General features: G+C 74.4%; 21 protein-coding genes and 1 pseudogene. 13 read left to right on the top strand and 9 right to left on the bottom strand.

Translation table 11 applies throughout. The features are described from left to right. The 3 genes from FM076_RS03845 to FM076_RS03835 all read right to left on the bottom strand — a co-directional run. Positions 1–865 (bottom strand): DMT family transporter (locus FM076_RS03845; protein ID WP_173868532.1); only part of this gene is annotated, 865 nt, incomplete at its 3' end. 262 nt (positions 866–1,127) lie between these two features. Next, positions 1,128–1,403: a hypothetical protein gene (locus tag FM076_RS03840; protein WP_173868531.1), complete on the bottom strand. Its 276-nt coding sequence runs from the start codon at positions 1,401–1,403 to the stop codon at positions 1,128–1,130. A gap of 138 nt (positions 1,404–1,541) precedes the next feature. Further along, positions 1,542–1,748: a hypothetical protein gene (locus tag FM076_RS03835; protein ID WP_173868530.1), complete on the bottom strand. Its 207-nt coding sequence runs from the start codon at positions 1,746–1,748 to the stop codon at positions 1,542–1,544. Between the two features lie 176 nt (positions 1,749–1,924). On the opposite strand from FM076_RS03835, the gene FM076_RS03830 reads away from it, so the two are divergent. Then, positions 1,925–2,230, top strand: coding sequence for a DUF6011 domain-containing protein (locus FM076_RS03830; protein ID WP_173867887.1), 306 nt, complete (start codon positions 1,925–1,927; stop codon positions 2,228–2,230). A gap of 236 nt (positions 2,231–2,466) precedes the next feature. Next, a complete protein-coding gene (locus tag FM076_RS03825; protein ID WP_173868529.1) occupies positions 2,467–2,787 on the top strand; it encodes a hypothetical protein in 321 nt (106 codons plus the stop codon). Between the two features lie 57 nt (positions 2,788–2,844). Here the strand turns inward: FM076_RS03825 and FM076_RS03820 are convergent, their stop codons facing one another. After that, positions 2,845–3,717: an undecaprenyl-diphosphate phosphatase gene (locus FM076_RS03820; protein WP_173868528.1), complete on the bottom strand. Its 873-nt coding sequence runs from the start codon at positions 3,715–3,717 to the stop codon at positions 2,845–2,847. A 198-nt stretch (positions 3,718–3,915) separates the two neighbouring features. Further along, a pseudogene (locus FM076_RS03815) lies at positions 3,916–4,611 on the bottom strand (TVP38/TMEM64 family protein); the annotation flags it as partial. A 413-nt stretch (positions 4,612–5,024) separates the two neighbouring features. Between FM076_RS03815 and FM076_RS03810 the strand changes: the two are divergent. Together FM076_RS03810 and FM076_RS03805 are read left to right on the top strand one after the other, a co-directional pair. Then, entirely contained in the window at positions 5,025–5,651 is a 627-nt protein-coding gene (locus tag FM076_RS03810) for a GTP-binding protein (protein ID WP_173868527.1), read from the top strand. Positions 5,652–5,691: 40 nt separating this feature from the next. Next, on the top strand, positions 5,692–6,552 hold the full coding sequence (locus FM076_RS03805) for a spermidine synthase (RefSeq protein WP_345944881.1): 861 nt from the start codon (positions 5,692–5,694) through the stop codon (positions 6,550–6,552). A gap of 57 nt (positions 6,553–6,609) precedes the next feature. On the opposite strand, the gene FM076_RS03800 is transcribed toward FM076_RS03805, so the two are convergent. Then, positions 6,610–7,716 (bottom strand): hypothetical protein, encoded by a 1,107-nt coding sequence (locus FM076_RS03800; protein WP_173868525.1) that lies wholly within the window; start codon positions 7,714–7,716, stop codon positions 6,610–6,612. A 167-nt stretch (positions 7,717–7,883) separates the two neighbouring features. Here FM076_RS03800 and FM076_RS03795 point away from each other — a divergent pair, with 167 nt between their 5' ends. The 4 genes from FM076_RS03795 (at position 7,884) to FM076_RS03780 (ending at position 10,638) form a co-directional block, all read left to right on the top strand. Then, the gene (locus FM076_RS03795) at positions 7,884–8,339 is read left to right on the top strand and encodes a DUF4442 domain-containing protein (protein ID WP_173868524.1); all 456 of its coding nucleotides are present in this window, start codon (positions 7,884–7,886) and stop codon (positions 8,337–8,339) included. A gap of 104 nt (positions 8,340–8,443) precedes the next feature. Further along, positions 8,444–9,220 (top strand): DedA family protein, encoded by a 777-nt coding sequence (locus tag FM076_RS03790; RefSeq protein ID WP_173868523.1) that lies wholly within the window; start codon positions 8,444–8,446, stop codon positions 9,218–9,220. Between the two features lie 37 nt (positions 9,221–9,257). Continuing rightward, complete coding sequence (locus FM076_RS03785; protein WP_173868522.1) at positions 9,258–9,806, top strand: gamma carbonic anhydrase family protein; 549 nt, start codon at positions 9,258–9,260, stop codon at positions 9,804–9,806. An 82-nt stretch (positions 9,807–9,888) separates the two neighbouring features. Then, positions 9,889–10,638 (top strand): acyltransferase, encoded by a 750-nt coding sequence (locus FM076_RS03780; protein ID WP_345944880.1) that lies wholly within the window; start codon positions 9,889–9,891, stop codon positions 10,636–10,638. 47 nt (positions 10,639–10,685) lie between these two features. Here the strand turns inward: FM076_RS03780 and FM076_RS03775 are convergent, their stop codons facing one another. Beyond that, complete coding sequence (locus FM076_RS03775; protein ID WP_173868520.1) at positions 10,686–11,558, bottom strand: DMT family transporter; 873 nt, start codon at positions 11,556–11,558, stop codon at positions 10,686–10,688. Between the two features lie 89 nt (positions 11,559–11,647). Here FM076_RS03775 and FM076_RS03770 point away from each other — a divergent pair, with 89 nt between their 5' ends. Beyond that, positions 11,648–12,235, top strand: coding sequence for a helix-turn-helix domain-containing protein (locus tag FM076_RS03770; protein WP_173868519.1), 588 nt, complete (start codon positions 11,648–11,650; stop codon positions 12,233–12,235). 32 nt (positions 12,236–12,267) lie between these two features. Next, positions 12,268–12,828, top strand: a complete 561-nt coding sequence (locus FM076_RS03765) for a YbaK/EbsC family protein (protein ID WP_173868518.1) — start codon at positions 12,268–12,270, stop codon at positions 12,826–12,828. A 73-nt stretch (positions 12,829–12,901) separates the two neighbouring features. Here FM076_RS03765 and FM076_RS03760 read toward each other — a convergent pair whose 3' ends face one another. Together FM076_RS03760 and FM076_RS03755 are read right to left on the bottom strand one after the other, a co-directional pair. Further along, positions 12,902–13,408, bottom strand: a complete 507-nt coding sequence (locus FM076_RS03760) for a GNAT family N-acetyltransferase (protein ID WP_173868517.1) — start codon at positions 13,406–13,408, stop codon at positions 12,902–12,904. Positions 13,409–13,433: 25 nt separating this feature from the next. Beyond that, on the bottom strand, positions 13,434–13,841 hold the full coding sequence (locus FM076_RS03755; protein ID WP_173868516.1) for a CoA-binding protein: 408 nt from the start codon (positions 13,839–13,841) through the stop codon (positions 13,434–13,436). A 146-nt stretch (positions 13,842–13,987) separates the two neighbouring features. Between FM076_RS03755 and FM076_RS03750 the strand changes: the two genes are divergently transcribed. From FM076_RS03750 to FM076_RS03740, 3 genes are all read left to right on the top strand, one after another. Further along, entirely contained in the window at positions 13,988–14,656 is a 669-nt protein-coding gene (locus FM076_RS03750; RefSeq protein ID WP_173868515.1) for a YigZ family protein, read from the top strand. A 74-nt stretch (positions 14,657–14,730) separates the two neighbouring features. Next, on the top strand, positions 14,731–16,005 hold the full coding sequence (locus FM076_RS03745; protein WP_173868514.1) for an exonuclease SbcCD subunit D: 1,275 nt from the start codon (positions 14,731–14,733) through the stop codon (positions 16,003–16,005). Beyond that, positions 16,002–16,708 (top strand): AAA family ATPase (locus FM076_RS03740; protein WP_173868513.1); only part of this gene is annotated, 707 nt, incomplete at its 3' end. The genes FM076_RS03745 and FM076_RS03740, both read left to right, overlap by 4 nt.

The following is a 16,708-nucleotide window of genomic DNA, read 5'->3' as shown; positions in this document are numbered from 1 at the left end:
AGCGGTCCCGCTGCCGCGCGCTGTCGAAGGTCAGGACCACCAGGCCCCAGGCGGCGACCGCGCCGGCCGCCAGGGCCAGGAGCCCGCCGGCCGTGCCGTACCGGAAGCCCTCGTCCAGCAGGACCATGCCCGCCGCCGCAGCGACCACCGGGTTGGCCACGGTGGCCGTGGCCAGCGGCGTCGCCAGCCCGCCGCCCCGGTAGGAGGCCTGGGAGGCCGCGAGCCCGATCCCCGCGAGGGCCACGGTCAGCGCGGCCAGCGGCAGGGAGGCGACGAGCGCGGAGGACGCCCAGCTGTCGGCGAGGGTCTTCACGAACACCGAGCCGGCGCCGTAGGCCACCCCGGCGGCGAGTGCCAACGCGACGCTGCGGAGTGCGGGGGCGCGTCCGCCGGGGCGGGCGCGCCCGGCCCGTCCGAGGCCGGCGCCGCTGCCCACCAGCAGCGCGATGGAGCCGAGCACGCATCCGGCCAGGGCGAGTTGGCCGCTCCCGCTGAGCGAGTCGGCGCCCCGGTCCCCGGTGAGCAGCAGGATTCCGGCCAGCCCGGCCGAGACCAGGACGATGCCGCGCCAGGCGGCGGCCGTCACGGGCCGCCCCACCACCAGGGCGGCCAGCGGCGCGGCCAGCACGAGCGTCAGCACACCGAGCGGCTGGACGACCGTCAGCGGGCCCAGGCCCAGCGCCACCACGTGCAGCAGCGCGCCGGTGCCCTGGAGCAGGCCGGCCGTCCACCAGGTGCCGGAGCGCAGCAGGCCCCAGCGGCTCGGCGCCGTCGTCGAGGCGATCCGCTCCTGCACGATCGCGGCCAGCGCGTAGCTGACCGCCGAGACCAGCGACAGCAGCACCGCCAGGGTCAGCGCGCTCATGACCGGTCCGTCCGGCGCCGGTTGGGCATCCCGTTCATGCCTCCACGATCCTCCGCGCACGGTGACCTGTCGTCACCTGCCGGGATCGTCTTGGCGTACAGCCAGCGGAGTACGCCGTCCCCGCGCCTACACCTGCCAGGTGAGGCGCGTTTCGGCCCGGGGGCGCTCGCGAGCCGGCGCCCGGTGCGGCCGTACCGCCGGGCGGCGGGCCCGTGGAGGGCGGGGAGACCTCACGGGCCGGTGTGCCCGCAGGGCCGCGTGTTCAGGAGCGGTGCGCGGGGAGGGGGCCTTCGCCCGACACCTCGACGGTGCCGAATCCGCTGCCCAGGATGGCGATGCGGCCCTCGCGTCCGTCGGCGAGCCGCAGCCGGGCCGTGTCGCCCTCCAGCTCCGTCCACAGGGGTTCGGTGCCCTCCGGCCTGATGGTGCCGGACCAGGCGGACTCGGGGCCGGTCGCCTCCGTGAACAGCGCCGCGTCCACGGGTACCTGGGCGGCTCCGGTCAGCAGGATCGCGGGACCACGGTAGAAGTTCTCCATGTGGCCAGTGTGGCAGCGCGCTCCCCGGCCGGCACGGCCGCTCGCGGCGCGGGCCCGGACCGACGGAACCCCGCCACCCGCGGGAAGCGGGCGGCGGGGTCCGCCGGCCGACGTGCTGAGGTCTGTACGCCTGGTACGTCAGACGACCTTGCACTTCGATGCGTTCTGGGACAGGACCGGGATGATGGGGATGCCGCAGACGTTCGCCCCGAGATCCAGGACGTCGGGGTCGTTGTAGACGTGCGGGTGGGGATCGCTGCCGACGGCCGTGGCGGTGCCGGCCGTCGCGCCGAGGAGGGTCGCGGCACCGAGGACGCTTGCTGCGATGGCGGTACGAATACGCATGTTCGCTCCCGAGAGAGGTAGCTGTTGTCTCCACACCCACCGTGAGGGCGGGGGAGCGAACCACGCATTTCGGGCTACTCCGGGCGAGTGTTCGCGCTGGTACGGTGCGTCCCGTGGTAAGGGCGGACGCGCCCGTCGCGGGACACGGGGGAGAGGCACAAGGGAGGAGGCCGCGCATGGCCGGGGAGCGGACATCCGCACAGGGCCGGCCGGGCGCCGGGGCCGGCGGGGGCGGCCGGGACGCGACGGAGCCGGCCGGTGCGGCCGTCCTGCCGGGCAGCGAGCCCGAGGAGGGCGGGGAGGATCTCCCGGGCCGGGCAGCCAGGGGGAGGGTGGTGTGCCGCATGTGCGGCCAGCCGCTGCGCGACCGGGCCTCCCGCCTGTGGGGCCTGGGCCCGGACTGCCGCCACAAGCTCGCGGTGCGGACGGCGCCCGTGCCGCCCGCGCACGAGGTCGAGCAGGACACGCTGCCGGGCCTGTGAACGCCGCGCCTCGCTGGTGTGCCCTGTTCCACGGCAGTCCGGGGCCTTCCGCGGGCCCGCGGAAGCGGGTTGCGGGCGCGGACCGCGGACTTGCACCGGGGACGCGGCCCTGTCACGCCGGGCCGTCCGCGGCGCATCCGGGCCTGCCGCCCGGGTTCCCCTGGCGCGTCCCCGCGAGGTTCCCCGGCCCAGTGGCGATCATGGTGCCCCGAGCCATCCGGTGAAAGGCAGCACTCGTGTCCCAGTCACCGCCGCCCGGCCCCGGCCGGAACGACAGTCACCGCTCCCGCCGCCGCCCCCGTTCGGGGACGGAACCGCTCACCGCGCGCAGCGATCTGTGGCTGCGCACGCTGCTGTCGGCCATCGGAGTGCCGTTCTTCGCCGCCGTGACCGCGCTCCTCGCCTGGTGGGCGTACTCCTCCGACCCCCACACCTCGCCCAGCGACCGGGTGCTCAGCGTGCTCGCGGCCCTGTGCGGGGTCCTCATGCTCGGTGCCGCCGTCGACCTGCTGGTGCTCAGGCGCCGCCGCGCACAGGAGCGCGAGCGCCGGCGCTGAGCACTCCAAGGCGCGCCCCTCGGCCGTCCGCACCGCCTCAGTCCACCGGGAGCCTCCTCAGCCCACCGATTCGCCCGCGTGCGGGCTCAGCACGCCCGCCGCGATGAGCGCGAACAGGGCCAGTCCCAGCGCGATGCGGTAGAGGACGAACGGCATGAAGCTGCGGGTTGAGATGAAGCGCATGAACCATGCGATGACCGCATAAGCCACCACGAAGGCCAGTACCGTCGCGAAGAGGGTGGGCCCCCAGGAGACGTGGCCCTCGCCGATGTCCGTGAGTTCGAACAGGCCCGAGGCGAGCACCGCGGGGACCGCCAGCAGGAACGAGTAGCGGGCCGCCGCCTCGCGCCGGTACCCCATGAACAGGCCGCCGCTGATGGTGGCGCCGGAGCGGGAGACGCCGGGCACCAGTGCCAGCGCCTGGGCGCAGCCGAAGAGCAGCCCATCGCGTACGTTCAGCTGGTCGAGGGACTTGCGCTCCCGGCGGGCGCGGTGGCGGCCGCCCTTCGTGTCGCGGGCCGCCATCCGGTCCGCGATACCGAGCACGACGCCGAGCACCACCAGTGTGGTGGCGATGAGCCGCAGATCGCGGAACGGGCCCTCGATCTGGTCCTTGAAGGCCAGCCCCAGCACCCCGATCGGCAGCGAGCCGACGATGACCAGCCAGCCCATCTGCGCGTTGTGGTCCCGCCGGGCCTCCCGGCTGTACAGCGAGCGGAACCAGGCGGCCACGATGCGGCCGATGTCCTTGCGGAAGAAGATCAGCACGGCCGCCTCGGTACCGATCTGGGTGACCGCGGTGAACGCGGCCCCGGGGTCCTTCCAGCCCGCGAACGCCGCCACGAGGCGCAGATGGGCGCTGGAGGAGATCGGGAGGAACTCGGTCAGTCCCTGGACGAGGCCGAGGACGAAGGATTCAAACCAAGACATCTGCGGTGGGGCTCGTCCCTGTGGTGGTCGGTGTCAGCTGAGGTGGACCGGGCTGCGGCTCCCGGCGGCCGCCGCGGTGCCGTGCGCGGCGGCCGGGCAGGTCTCCAGGTGCGCGGCCGCCGCGCGCTCGTCCGCGCCGCGACCGGACGTGCGCGCGCCGTCGCAGCAGAAGGCGACGGGCCGGGTCTCCCGCCGGGGGCCGCGCAACCGCGTGCGCTTGCGCCAGGCGAAGACGGCCCCCGCGAGCCCGGAGAGCGCGATGAAGCCGAACGAGGCCAGGAAGGCCGGCGAGGTCGGCGTCCCGGCACGGGAGCCGGCGATCACGTACGCCGCCGTGTTGGGCACCGACCCCAGCGCCGTCGCGCTCAGGAAGGCGAGCCAGCGCATGCGGGAGACGGCCGCGCCGTAGTTGGAGGCCGCGAACGGCACACCGGGCAGCAGTCTGATCACCAGCATCGAACGGAAGCCGTGCTTGCTCAACTGCCGGTCGGCCGCGGTGATCCACCGCCCGCGCAGCAGTTTGCGCAGGGCGTCCTGGCCCAGGAGCCGGCCGAGCCCGAAGGCGATGCCGGCGCCGATCACGGTTCCGGCCGTCGCCGAGAAGGTGCCCGCCTGGGCGCCGAAGAGGACACCGGCGGCGACGTTGAGGACGGGACGCGGGACGAAGGCCGCCGTGCACAGCCCGTAGGCGGCGCCGAAGACGGCGACGGCCAGCCCGCCGCCGAACTGGGACGGCCAGCCGTCCGCGAGCAGGCGCTGGGGCTCGTACAGCAGCATCGCCGTGGCCGCGCCGCACAGCAGTACGGCGAGGAGGGCGAGGCGGGACCAGGGTGAGAGCAGCGTCTGGGCGAGACGGCCGGGGAGTCCGTCTGGCTGCGTGGCGGGGACGGGCACGCAGGGAGCGTAACCGACGAACCGGTCCTTCCGCCGTTCGATGGCGTGCGAAAAGCCCGGAAGGTTCCGTACCGACGCGGTGTTCGCCCGCCGTCCATCCCCGCTTCGACCTGCGGGGAATGCCGTCGGGAGGGCGGTGCGGGAAGGCGGCCGAAAACGGTTCGACGGGCGGGAAGTTGGCGGGGGATGATCGGGAGGTGCTCCGGCAGCCCTCTCTGTGCGCTCCGGCCGTGGTCGCGGCCGGTTCCCGGGCTGCCCTCTTCCTGATCCGGGGTGTGTGTGTCCGCCCCGTCCCACGCGGCGGCCACATCCGCCGACGCTGACCCTTCCCGGACCGACCGGGGACCCCACGGGGAAGGGTCGGTCTCCTTGTGGGGTCCCGTCCGCACCGCACCGGTTCTGGAAGGACACCCATGTCCGCGCACACGCTTCCCCGCCCGCTTCCGCATCTGACCATCGGCACGCTGGGCCACCCGGGGCACGGCAAGACGACACTCGCCGCGGCGCTGTCGTCGGCCCGCGGGGCCGCCGGCCCGTACCGTCCAGCGGCCCCGGGCGCCCCCTCGGCCCCACTGCCGCCCCGCCCTCCTCGCGAGGACCCCGAGCCGCGCCCACGGCGATTCCGGTACACGACCGACACCCGCCGCTACACGCTGGTCGATCCCGCCGGGGGCACGGAGCGGCTCGACGGCGCGATCCTGGCCGTCTCCGTCCTGGAGGGGGTGCGGCCGGGAGCGGCGGAACACCTCGCCCTCGCCCGCCGCTCGGGCCCGGCCCCTCTGGTCGTCGCCCTGACCATGGCCGACCAGGGCAGGGACGAACAGACCGAGCTGGTCGAACTGGACGTCCGGGCCCTGCTGACGGCGTACGGCCACACCGGGGAGACCCTCCCCGTCGTCCGGGTCTCGGCCCGCCGCGCGCTGGAAGGGGATCCGCGCTGGAAGGGCACCGTCGAGGCGCTGCTGGACGCGGTGGACACCTATGTCCCCCTGCCGGGCGGCGAGCACGGTGCGCCCGGCTGCCGGGCCGGGGCCGGCTGAGGCACGGGAGCCGCGCGGCCAGGCGGCGCACAATGGGGCGGTGGACACCGAGCCCGACGGGGAGCAGACACCCCGCACCCGAGCCGTCGCGGGCGGCGAGGCCAGGCTGATACCGGACATCGACAGGAGCCGGGCCTGGCTGCTGACCGTCGACGGATCACCGCAGTCGTACGTGGACCTGGACGACCCCGCGCATCTGGAGTTCGAGTACGCGCGCCGCATCGGTCACCTGCTGGACGTGGCCGCGCCGTCCGGGGCGCCGCTGGAGGCGCTCCACCTCGGCGGCGGCGCGCTCACCCTCCCCCGCTACCTGGCCGCGACCCGGCCCGGGTCCCGGCAGCGCGTGGCCGAGCCGGACGCGGAGCTGACCGCGTTCGTGACCGCCCGGCTTCCGCTGCCGCCGGGAGCGGACATCGCTCTGGAGGCGGCCGACGGGCGGACCGTGCTGGAGGAGGCGGCCGACGGCAGCGCCGATGTGGTGGTGGCCGATGTCTTCGCGGGGTCGCGGATCCCGGCGCACCTGACCACGCTGCCCTACGCGCACCAGGCGGCCCGGGTGCTGCGGCCGGACGGGGTGTACGTGGCCAACCTCGCCGACGCGGCGCCCTTCCGCTTCCTGGCCTCCCAGCTGGCGGCCTTCGCCGCGGCCTTCCCCCGGACGGCGATCGTCGCGGAGCCCTCGGTGCTGCGCGGGCGGCGGTTCGGGAACGTGCTCCTGCTCGCCTCGCACGGCCGCCTGCCGCTGCCGGAACTGGCCCGGCGCTGCTCGGCCGACCCCTTCCCCGCCCGGGTCGAGGAGGGCCCGGCGCTGGAGCGCTTCCTGCGCGGGGCGCGCCCGGCCGGGGACGGCGAGGCCGTACCGTCCCCCGAACCGCCGGACGGCGCCTTCAATATCGGCTGAAGGCGCCGTCCGTGGCCGTGGACGCCGCGCGTGCGGGGGAGGGCGAGGGGGAGGAGGTCAGCCGCGGGGCTCGTCCTGGCCGCCGGCCGCCTCGTAGTTGCGGAGGCTGCCGGTGATCTTCTTGATCGTGGCGGCCGGAAGCTCGTCTTTGACCCCGGCGTCGGTGTAGAGGACGAAGATGGCCAGGTCACCGTTGCTGTTGATCCAGGACACCGTGACGGCCTTGCCCGCGCTGGTGGAGCACTTGTCCTCCTTCGGCGCGTTGGTGACCTGGGCGGTGGCGGTGTGCCCCTTGATGCCGTGCTTGTTCTTGAACGGCTTGGCCTTGGTGACCTTGAGGGAGCCCTTCTGCTTCTTGTCGTAGCCGGCCAGGACGAAGTTCTCGGCGGCTATCTCCGCGGCCTCCTTGGTGTTCTTGGAGCCCTGCCCGCCCTTGGTGCCGACCGCGGCGCGGCTGGACTCCTTGCACCAGTTGTCCTTGTAGTAGGCGGGCGCCGACATGGCGACCAGGACCTTGCCCTTGTCGTCCTCGAAGCCGGTGATGGTGCCCGGACTGGAGACCGACCAGTCCTTGGTGTCGGGCACGTCGAAGGCCGAGTACCACTTGGGGTTGACGACGGACTGCCAGCCGGGGACCACCGGGTCGGACGGGTCCTTGGCCTTCTTGCCTCCCTCGTCGCCGCCACCGCCGCCGCCCGGTTCGCTCGTGTCGCTCTCCTTGGGCTTCTCCGGCGCGGAGGGCGAGGCGGACTCGCCGGCCTCGTCCTTCTTGGCACCGTCGTCACCGCTGAAGACGACGAAGCCCGTCACCGTGGCGGCGATGACCGCGACGGCGGCGACGAGGGAGATGACGACCGTCTTCTTCCGGCCACCGTCCCCGCCGCCCTTGGGCGACTGCGGGCCCCCCGGCACGCTCGCCGGGCCCCACTGGCCCGGTGCGGGGCCGCCGGGCTGCTGGCCGTACGCGTACGGCTGCTGTCCTTGCTGCTGTCCGTACCCCGGCTGCTGCCCCGCCGGTTGTCCGTAGCCGGGCTGCTGCTGGCCGCCGGGCTGTCCGTAGCCGGGCTGCTGGTACGGGTTCGGCTGCTGATACCCCGGCTGCTGGTACGGGTTGGGCTGCTGGGGGTTCTGCTCGCCCCCGGGCTGCTGCTGTCCTGGCCACATGGCCGACAACCCTATGGTGCGCCCGCCACACCGGCCACGGGTGCCCTCGGATCGGTACGCACCCGCGACATGGAAGGTGTGCAGCCGCGACATGAGCGTCGAAAACGGTCCCGGAGAGGAAGGGGGCGCCCCTCCCGGAGCTGGTTACTCGGTGGTAACGTGCGGGCATGACGACAGAGTCACAGCCGGACATCGGCGCCCTGATGACGGCCTCCGTGCCGATGGCCCGCACCCTGAACCTGCGGTACCTGGAGACCTCGGCCGAGCGGGTCGTCGTCGAGCTGCCCGACCAGAGCGAGTACCACAACCACGTCGGCGGCCCGCACGCGGGAGCGATGTTCACGCTCGCCGAGTCCGCCAGCGGCGCGATCACCCTGGCCGCCTTCGCCGATCAGCTCTCCCGGGCGGTACCGCTGCCCGTCCACGTCGAGATGGACTTCAAGAAGCTCGCCAAGGGCGTCCTGACCGCCACCGCCGAGCTGGGCCGCCCGGCCGCCGAGGTGGTCGCGGAGCTGGACCGCGGGGAGCGCCCCGAGTTCCCGGTGAAGGTCGCCCTGACCCGGGCCGACGGTGCCGTGACCGGCGAGATGACCATCGTGTGGACGCTCCGGCCGAACGACTGAGGGCGGTCAGGAACGGCTGCCGGGGCGAGGCCGTCGGCGCACCGGGGCGCCGGGTCGAGTAGGCTTCCGAACTCGACCCGAACAGCCGTGAGAGGAAGCCGTAGTTGCACATCCAGGAGTGGCTGGAGAGCGTCCCGGCCGTCAGCGTGTACCTCCTGGTGGGGGTGGTCATCGGGCTGGAGAGCCTGGGCATCCCGCTCCCCGGGGAGATCGTTCTGGTCAGCTCGGCCCTGCTGGCCTCCCAGCAGGGCCACATCGATCCGGTCGTCCTGGGCGTGTCCGCGACAGCGGGCGCCATCATCGGGGACTCGATCGGCTACGCCATCGGCCGCAAGGGCGGCAAGCCGCTGCTGGAGTGGCTGGGCAGGAAGTTCCCCAAGCACTTCGGGCCCGGACACGTCGCCACCGCCGAGCGGTCCTTCCAGCGGTGGGGGATGTGGGCGGTCTTCTTCGGCCGGTTCATCGCGCTGCTGCGCATCTTCGCGGGACCGCTCGCCGGCGTGCTGAAGATGCCGTACTGGAAGTTCCTGACGGCCAACGTGCTGGGCGGCGCCGTGTGGGCCGGCGGCACCACGGCCGTCATCTACTACGTCGGCATCGTCGCCGAGGCGTGGCTCAAGCGGTTCTCCTGGCTGGGGCTGGTGGTGGCCGTTCTGGTCGGTGTCGCCTCCATGGTGGTCGTCAAGCGCCGCGCGGCGAAGGCCACAGCCGAGCCGGAGGCGGCGGAGGCGGCCGAGCCGGAGGCCGCGGAGCCGGGCGGGACGGCGGGCGCCGTGTCGCGGTCCGCCACCGGGGGCGGGACCCAGGCCGCGTCCCAGGACGGCGGGGCGGTCGCGCCGGGCGGGGAGGAGAAGGCCGCACCCGTCACCGCCGCGGAGTGAACGAGACAGCGGGGGTACCCGCGGAGCGGAGCGCGTGGTGGCAGAGCGAGGACTGGTCCTGACCGTCGCGGGGCGCGAACCCCGGCTGGACGCGGAAGCGTTCCTCGCCCCGTCCTCCGTCGTCGCCGGTGAGGTCACCATGGCCGCCGGGTCGAGCCTGTGGTACGGCGCGGTGCTGCGCGCGGACGCCGGGCCTATCACGCTGGGCGAGGGCAGCAATGTGCAGGACAACTGCACGGTCCACGGCGACCCCGGTTTCCCCGTCACCCTCGGCGCCCGCGTCACCGTCGGGCACAACGCCGTGCTGCACGGCTGCACCGTCGAGGACGAGGTCCTCATCGGCATGGGCGCCACCGTCCTCAACGGCGCCCGCATCGGTGCCGGCTCGCTGATCGCTGCCCAGACCCTCGTCCCGCAGGGCATGGTCGTGCCGCCCGGCTCGCTGGTCGCCGGGGTGCCCGGCAAGGTCCGCCGCGAGCTGACCGACGAGGAGCGCGAGGGCGTGCGCCTCAACGCGCTCGCGTACGTGGACCTGGCCGGGCAGCACCGGGAGGCGGTCGCCGGGGCGGGACCCGAGGCCCCCTGAGCCGTCCCGGCCGCGGCACGACCGGGTACCCGTGAGGAACCTCACCGGGGGCGCCGGCCCCCGCGGACGCTACCGTGACACTGTGCCATCGATCAGGAACACGTTCTCGTCCCTCACCTCCCGCGCCGTGCACGGCGTCTGGCGCCGGGTGCGGGACGCCGGAGCCGTCACGGCGCAGCGGCCGGGGCCGTACACGTTCCGCCGGATCGGCACCGGCACCCGGCTCGCCTTCCCGCAGGGCACCCTCTTCGGCACACCCTGGATCGAGCTGGGCGACCACTGCGTCGTCGGGGAAGGCGTCACGCTGACCGCCGGGATGATGCCCGACCTCGACCTGGGGCCGGACACCGTGCTGCGGCTGGGCAACGGAGTCGTGCTCGGCCGGGGCAGCCACATCATCGCGGACACCACGGTGGAGGTGGGGGACGACGTCTTCTGCGGCCCCTACGTCTACATCACCTCGACCAACCACTCCTACGACGATCCCTCCCGGCCCGTGGGCAAGCAGTGGCCGCGCACGGCGCCCGTGGAGATCGGCTCCGGGAGCTGGATCGGGGCGGGGGCCGTGGTGCTGCCGGGCGCCAGGCTGGGGCGGAACGCCGTGGTGGCGGCCGGTGCCGTCGTACGCGGCGAGGTGCCCGACCACGCGGTGGTCGCCGGTGCCCCCGCCAAGGTGGTGCGCCGCCTGGACCCGCGGGAGGGCTGGCAGCCGCCGCTGCGCACCCCTGCGCCCGTCCCCGTGCCCGAGGGAGTCACGCCGCAGGAGCTGGCTGCGCTGGCCGAACTCCCCGAGGAGGGCGGCCTTCCCGGGCAGTCCGGCTCGCGGGGATGAACCGGTCCCTTACGCGCCGCCGCGGCCGCTCCGCCAGCAGCCGGCCGTCAGCCCGAGGCCAGCAGCACCGTGCCCAGGAGGGCCAGTCCGGCGCCCGTCGTCTGGATCGCCGGCAGCCTCTCCCGCAGCACGCCGCGCGCCGCCAGCGCGGTGACGACGGGGTAGAGCGAGGCGAGCACGGCGGCGACGGTCACCGGGCCGTGCTGGGCGGCGACGGCGTAGGTGCCGTTGGCCGCCACGTCCGCCAGCCCGACGAAGGCCAGCGCGGGCAGCGACGTCCACACCGCGCGCATCCCGGCCTCCGGCAGCGCCGGGGTGCCCCGCCGCACCGAGACGTAGAGCGTGCCGCCGCCCACCACGATGTTGACCACCCGCTGGACGAACAGGGTCAGGAAGAGGCCGGTGACCGTCGTGGACGCCTCGGCGACCAGGCTCATCGTCGCGCCGAAACCGAACGCGGAGACCACCGTCAGCAGGATCGTCCGCCGCTGGACCGGGGCCCCGCCGCCGCCCACGCCGCCCGCCAGGACCACGCCGGTGACGGCGACGAGCGTGCCGGCCACCTGGAGGGGGCCGGGGCGCTCGCCGTGCAGCGCCATGCCGACGGCGACCGGTACGGCCACGCTGCCGAGGGTGGCCACGGGAGAGACCACCCCCATCGGGCCGATGGCCAGTGCCCGGTAGAAGCACAGCATCGCGACCGGACCGATCGCGCCGGCCGCCACCGCGCACACCAGCAGCCGGGCGTCCAGCTCGCTCCAGGCTCCCGTCGTCAGCACGATGACGCCGAGCACCAGGCAGGCGGCGCCCTGGGAGACGACGACCACGGTCAGTTCGCGCAGGCGTTTGCTGAGCAGCCCGCCGCCGAAGTCGGCCAGCCCCCACAGGAGACTGGTGGCCAGGGCGAAGACAGCGGTCATGGCGAAACCCCTCGCAGTACAGTGTGCTGAACATTCAAGTCCAGCACACCGTAGTTCACCCTAGTGCACTCTGTCAGTGATTATTTTGGATGGTGCGGAACACCGTGACGGACCTCGACAACCTCACGCAGGCCCTCGCCCGCAAGCTGAAGCACCTGCGGGCCGAGCGCGGCTTCACCCTGGACGCGCTCGCGGCGCGGGCGGGCGTCAGCCGGGGCATGCTCATCCAGATCGAACAAGCCCGCACCAACCCCAGCGTCGGCACCGTCGTCAAGATCGGTGACGCGCTGGGGGTGAGCATCACCTCGCTGCTGGACTTCGACCAGGAGCCGCAGGTCCGCCTCGTCCCGCCGGAGCAGGCGGTGCGGCTGTGGTCCACCGAGGCGGGCAGCCACAGCACCCTGCTCGCGGGCACCGAGGCGCCCGGCCCGCTGGAACTGTGGCACTGGCGGCTGATGCCGGGAGACGCCAGCACCTCCGACCCGCACCCGGCCGGCACCACCGAACTCGTCCACGTCACCGCCGGCACCCTCACCCTCCAGGTGGACGGCACCGACCACACCGTCGCGGCCGGGACCTCCGCCTGCTTCGAGTCGCACGTCCCGCACGGCTACCGCAACGACGGCGGCGAACCGGTGGAGATGACGATGGCCGTCTCGGTGCCCGAACCGCGCTGACGACCCGCCCCGGCGCGGCTAGGGTGCCCCTCATGCGAGCCCCCATCGGAGACTTCGACAACGCCCGGCCCGCCCCCGAGGTGCTGGAGCGGCTCAGCGCGCCCGTGGCCGCCGCCGTCCGCGGCTGGGAGGGCACCGTTTCCGCCGACGAGTTGCTCTTCGTCGACACCGACCCGGACAAGGCCGACACCGCCGTCTTCGTCGAGACCTACGGGAAGGAACTGCTGGAGACCTCGGCGAACTGCGTCGTCATCGCCGCGAAGCGGGGCGGCGAGCGCACGCTCGCCGCCTGCGTGGTCCTCTCCTCGACCCGCCTCGACGTCAACGGCGCGGCCCGGCGCGCCCTCGGCGCCCGCAAGGTCTCCTTCGCGCCCCACGACGCGGCGGTGGAGGGGAGCGGCATGGAGTACGGCGGCATCACCCCCGTCGGCCTGCCCGCCGACTGGCCCCTGCTGGTGGACGCCGACGTCGTCGCCCTGCCGTGGGTGCTCGTCGGCAGCGGGAGCCGGCGCGGCAAGCTGATCGTGCCGGGCAAGGCGCTGGCCGGGCTGCCGGGCGCCGAGACCGTCGAGGGGCTGGGGCAGCGGGACTGAACCCCCGGCCCGGCACCGCCGCCGGAATCCGTCGGCCCCGCGGCCGGCCCGGTCCCGGAGCCGGCGCGGCTCCTCAGTCCGCCGCGGGGAACGCCCTGACGTCCAGCGACAGCGGGATCGAGTGCGGGGCGAAGCCGAAGGAGCGGTACATCGCCTCCGCCTCCGGCGTGGCGTGCAGATCCACGCGCGTCACGCCGCCGCGGGCGAACGCGGCCAGCAGGGCGTGCGTCGTCGCCCGCGCATAGCCCCGGCCGCGGTAGCGCTCGCCGGTGCAGACGTTGAAGACGAAACCGAACCTCCCCGTCGGATGCCCGGGCGCTGGCAGCCGCTCCTCGATCCGGCCCACCGCGCACGCCGCGAGGTGCGGCGGCCGCCCCGCGGCGTCGCCGTCCACCACGAACGCGAGCAGCGGCGGTTCCGGCTGCGCCAGCTGCCGCCGTGCCATGCGGACGGCGTCCCGCTCCCACGGCCCCGGCTCGTCCTTGCCGTTCATCGAGGCGAACATGAGACGGCGCAGCCGCACCAGCTCTTCGGCGTCGTCGGCCGTCGCCGCGCGCGGAGTGACCCGTGTGGTGACCATGTACCGGACGCTAGCGCACGGTCCCTCACCCCAACCGGGGGATCTCGATGGCCGGACACCGGTCCATCACCATCTCCAGACCCGCCGCCCGGGTACGCGCGAAGGCCGCCTCGTCCACCACCCCGAGCTGGAACCAGACCGCCTTGGCGCCGGCCGCCACCGCCTCGTCGGCCACCCGGCCCGCGAGGCCGGAGTTGACGAAGACGTCGACCACGTCCACGGGGAAGGGGATCTCGGCCAGGCTCGCGTAGCCCCGCTCCCCGTGCACCGTCTCCGCCTTCGGGTGGACCGGCACGATCCGCTTGCCGAAGCGCTGGAGCACCTCGGCCACGCCGTGAGCGGGGCGCGAGGTGTTCCGGGAGAGGCCCACCACAGCCCATGTGTCACCGAGCCGGGTGAGAATCCTGCGTACCGTCTCCTGATCGCCGTACACCGCCGCCTCCTTCGTCTGCCGCCTCCGCGCCGGGTGCGCGCCGGCCGCGCGCCGGAACCTCCGCCCGATCCTCGCGGGCACGCGCCCCGCGGACAACCGCACACACCCCGCGCGGATTCCCGCGGGCCGGGGCCTAGGCTGGCGGGATGCATCAGGAGCAGCGCGCGCGGCACCCGGAGCGGGGCGAGGGGCCCTCGGAGTACGTCACCGTCGCCGCCGAAGGCGTCCACGAGACGGAGGTCAGCCGCTCCCGCTTCCTGTGCGCGCTCGCCCCCGCGGCCACCGAGGCCGAGGCGCAGGAGTTCGTCGCGCGGATCCGCGCACAGCACCCGGGAGCGAACCACAACTGCTGGGCGTATGTCATCGGGGCCGACGCGAGCGTCCAGAAGGCGAGCGACGACGGCGAGCCGGGCGGCACCGCGGGCGTGCCCATGCTCCAGATGCTGCTGCGCCGCGAGGTCAGGTACGCGGCCGCTGTCGTCACCCGCTACTTCGGCGGCGTCAAGCTCGGCGCGGGCGGGCTGATCCGGGCGTACGGCGGCGCGGTGGGCGAGGCCCTGGACGCTCTCGGGACCGTCACCCGGCGGCGCTTTCGCATCGTGGCCGTCACGGTCGGGCACGAGCGGGCCGGCCGGCTGGAGAACGACCTGCGCGCGACCGGGCGCGCGGTGCGCGACGTGCGCTACGGCGCCGAGGTCACCATCGAACTGGGCCTGCCCGAGGCCGAGGTGGCCGATTTCCGCTCCTGGCTCGCCGACGCGACGGCCGGGACGGCCCTTCTGGAGCTGGGCGGCGAGGCGTTCGGCGACGTATGAGCCGGGGTGCCGCCGGGCGCGTACGGGCCGGGCGGCGGCCGGGCTGTCAGTGGCAGGTCCTAAGGTCGTTGACCATGCGTCTGCTGCACACCTCGGACTGGCATCTGGGCCGGAGCTTCCACCGCGTGAGTCTCCTGGACGCCCAGCGCGCCTTCCTCGACCACCTGGTCGCCACCGTCGAGGAGCGCGCGGTGGACGCCGTCCTCGTCGCCGGTGACATCTACGACCGGGCGGTGCCCTCCCTGGCCGCCGTCGAGATGTTCGACCACGCCCTGCACCGCCTCGCCGAGCTGGCGGTCCCCACCGTCATGATCTCCGGCAACCACGACTCGGCCCGCCGCCTGGGCGTCGGCTCCGCGCTGATGGGCCGGGCCGGCGTCCACCTGCGCACCGACCCGGCCGAGTGCGGCACGCCCGTCCTGCTGCCGGACGGCGAGGGGCGGGGCGAGGTCGCCGTCTACGGGGTGCCCTACCTGGAGCCCTCCCTGGTGCGGCAGACCCTCGGCGCCGAAGGCGGCGGCCACACCGCCGTCCTCCGCGCCGCCATGGACCGCGTCCGCGCCGACCTGGCCACCCGGCCCGCCGGGACACGGTCCGTCGTCCTGGCCCACGCGTTCGTCACCGGTGCCGAGGGCTCCGACAGCGAGCGCGACATCACCGTCGGCGGCGTCGCCTCCGTGCCCGCCTCCGTCTTCGACGGCGTGGACTACGTGGCGCTCGGCCACCTGCACAACTGCCAGGCCCTCAGCGAGCGGGTGCGCTACTCCGGCACCCCGCTCGCCTACTCCTTCTCCGAGGCGGGCCACCCGAAGTCCATGTGGCTGATCGACCTGGGACCCGGCGGCGAGGTGGCGGCCGAGCGGTTGCCCTGCCCGGTGCCGCGCCCCCTCGCCCGGCTGCGCGGCACCCTGGAGGAGCTGCTGGAGAACCCGGCCCACGAGAGGTACGCGGACTGCTGGCTGGAGGTCACCCTGACCGACGCCGCCCGTCCGCACGACCCCATGGCCCGGCTCCAGCGGCGTTTCCCGCACACGGTCAGCCTCGTCTTCGAACCCGAGCGGGAGGAGGCCGACGACGCACGCTCCTACGCCGTACGGCTGAGGAACCGCACCGACCAGCAGATCGCCGAGGACTTCGTCGGCCATGTCCGCCCCGGCCGCGCCGCCGCCCCCGAGGAGCGCGAGATGCTGGGGCAGGCGCTGGAGGCTGTCCGGGCCAGTGAGGGCGAACAGGACGAGCGGGACGAGCGGGGCGAGCCGGTCGCGGTGCCGCGCACGGCGACCGCGGCGCCGCCCGGCGGGGGAGCCGGCACGGGCGGCCGGGCCGTGGGCACCGGGGTGGCCCGATGAGGCTGCACTCGCTCACGCTCACCGCCTTCGGCCCCTTCGGCGGCACCCACACGGTCGACTTCGACACCCTCTCCGCGGCCGGGCTCTTCCTGTTGCACGGCCCCACCGGCGCCGGCAAGACCTCCGTGCTGGACGCCGTCTGCTTCGCCCTCTACGGCGGCGTCCCCGGAGCCCGGCAGCAGCCCGGCGGCACCCTGCGCAGCGACCACGCCGACCCGCACACCCTCACCGAGGTCGTGCTCGACCTGACCGTCGCCGGCCGCAGACTGGAGATCACCCGCGCGCCCGAACAACTGCGCCCCAAGGCGCGCGGCACCGGCCTCACCCGGGAGCGCGCCCGCTGCCACCTGCGCGCCTGGAACCCCGCCGCCGGCCGGTGGGAGGGCCTCAGCCGCTCCCACCAGGAGATCGGCGAGGAGATCGGCCAGGCCCTCGGTATGAGCAAGGACCAGTTCTGCCAGGTCGTCCTGCTGCCGCAGGGCGATTTCGCGCGGTTCCTGCGCTCCGGCGCCGAGGACCGGGCCAAGCTCCTGGGGCGGCTCTTCGACACCGGCCGGTTCGCCGCCGTCGAGGAGGAGCTGGCCCGCATGCGCAAGACCGCGCAGCGCGAGGTCGTATCGGCGGACGAGGAACTGCTGGAACTCGCGCACCGGATGCGGCAGGCCGTCGGCGACCGTACGGAGCTGGGCGAGGGCCCCGTGAC

The organism is Streptomyces albus subsp. chlorinus (assembly GCF_013302895.1).
GTDB lineage: Bacteria > Actinomycetota > Actinomycetes > Streptomycetales > Streptomycetaceae > Streptomyces > Streptomyces chlorinus.
This window is presented reverse-complemented; position numbering and strand designations above follow the sequence as displayed.

Bases quoted from the DNA above. Each gene is read 5' to 3' on its own strand.
- FM076_RS03750 (WP_173868515.1), top strand. From the start codon at position 13,988: ATGCATCAGGAGCAGCGCGCGCGGCACCCGGAGCGGGGCGAGGGGCCC.
- FM076_RS03760 (WP_173868517.1), bottom strand. From the start codon at position 13,408: ATGGTCACCACACGGGTCACTCCGCGCGCGGCGACGGCCGACGACGCC.
- FM076_RS03745 (WP_173868514.1), top strand. From the start codon at position 14,731: ATGCGTCTGCTGCACACCTCGGACTGGCATCTGGGCCGGAGCTTCCAC.
- FM076_RS03810 (WP_173868527.1), top strand. From the start codon at position 5,025: ATGTCCGCGCACACGCTTCCCCGCCCGCTTCCGCATCTGACCATCGGC.
- FM076_RS03775 (WP_173868520.1), bottom strand. From the start codon at position 11,558: ATGACCGCTGTCTTCGCCCTGGCCACCAGTCTCCTGTGGGGGCTGGCC.
- FM076_RS03835 (WP_173868530.1), bottom strand. From the start codon at position 1,748: ATGCGTATTCGTACCGCCATCGCAGCAAGCGTCCTCGGTGCCGCGACC.
- FM076_RS03820 (WP_173868528.1), bottom strand. From the start codon at position 3,717: ATGTCTTGGTTTGAATCCTTCGTCCTCGGCCTCGTCCAGGGACTGACC.
- FM076_RS03840 (WP_173868531.1), bottom strand. From the start codon at position 1,403: ATGGAGAACTTCTACCGTGGTCCCGCGATCCTGCTGACCGGAGCCGCC.
- FM076_RS03830 (WP_173867887.1), top strand. From the start codon at position 1,925: ATGGCCGGGGAGCGGACATCCGCACAGGGCCGGCCGGGCGCCGGGGCC.
- FM076_RS03795 (WP_173868524.1), top strand. From the start codon at position 7,884: ATGACGACAGAGTCACAGCCGGACATCGGCGCCCTGATGACGGCCTCC.
- FM076_RS03765 (WP_173868518.1), top strand. From the start codon at position 12,268: ATGCGAGCCCCCATCGGAGACTTCGACAACGCCCGGCCCGCCCCCGAG.
- FM076_RS03770 (WP_173868519.1), top strand. From the start codon at position 11,648: ATGGTGCGGAACACCGTGACGGACCTCGACAACCTCACGCAGGCCCTC.
- FM076_RS03800 (WP_173868525.1), bottom strand. From the start codon at position 7,716: ATGTGGCCAGGACAGCAGCAGCCCGGGGGCGAGCAGAACCCCCAGCAG.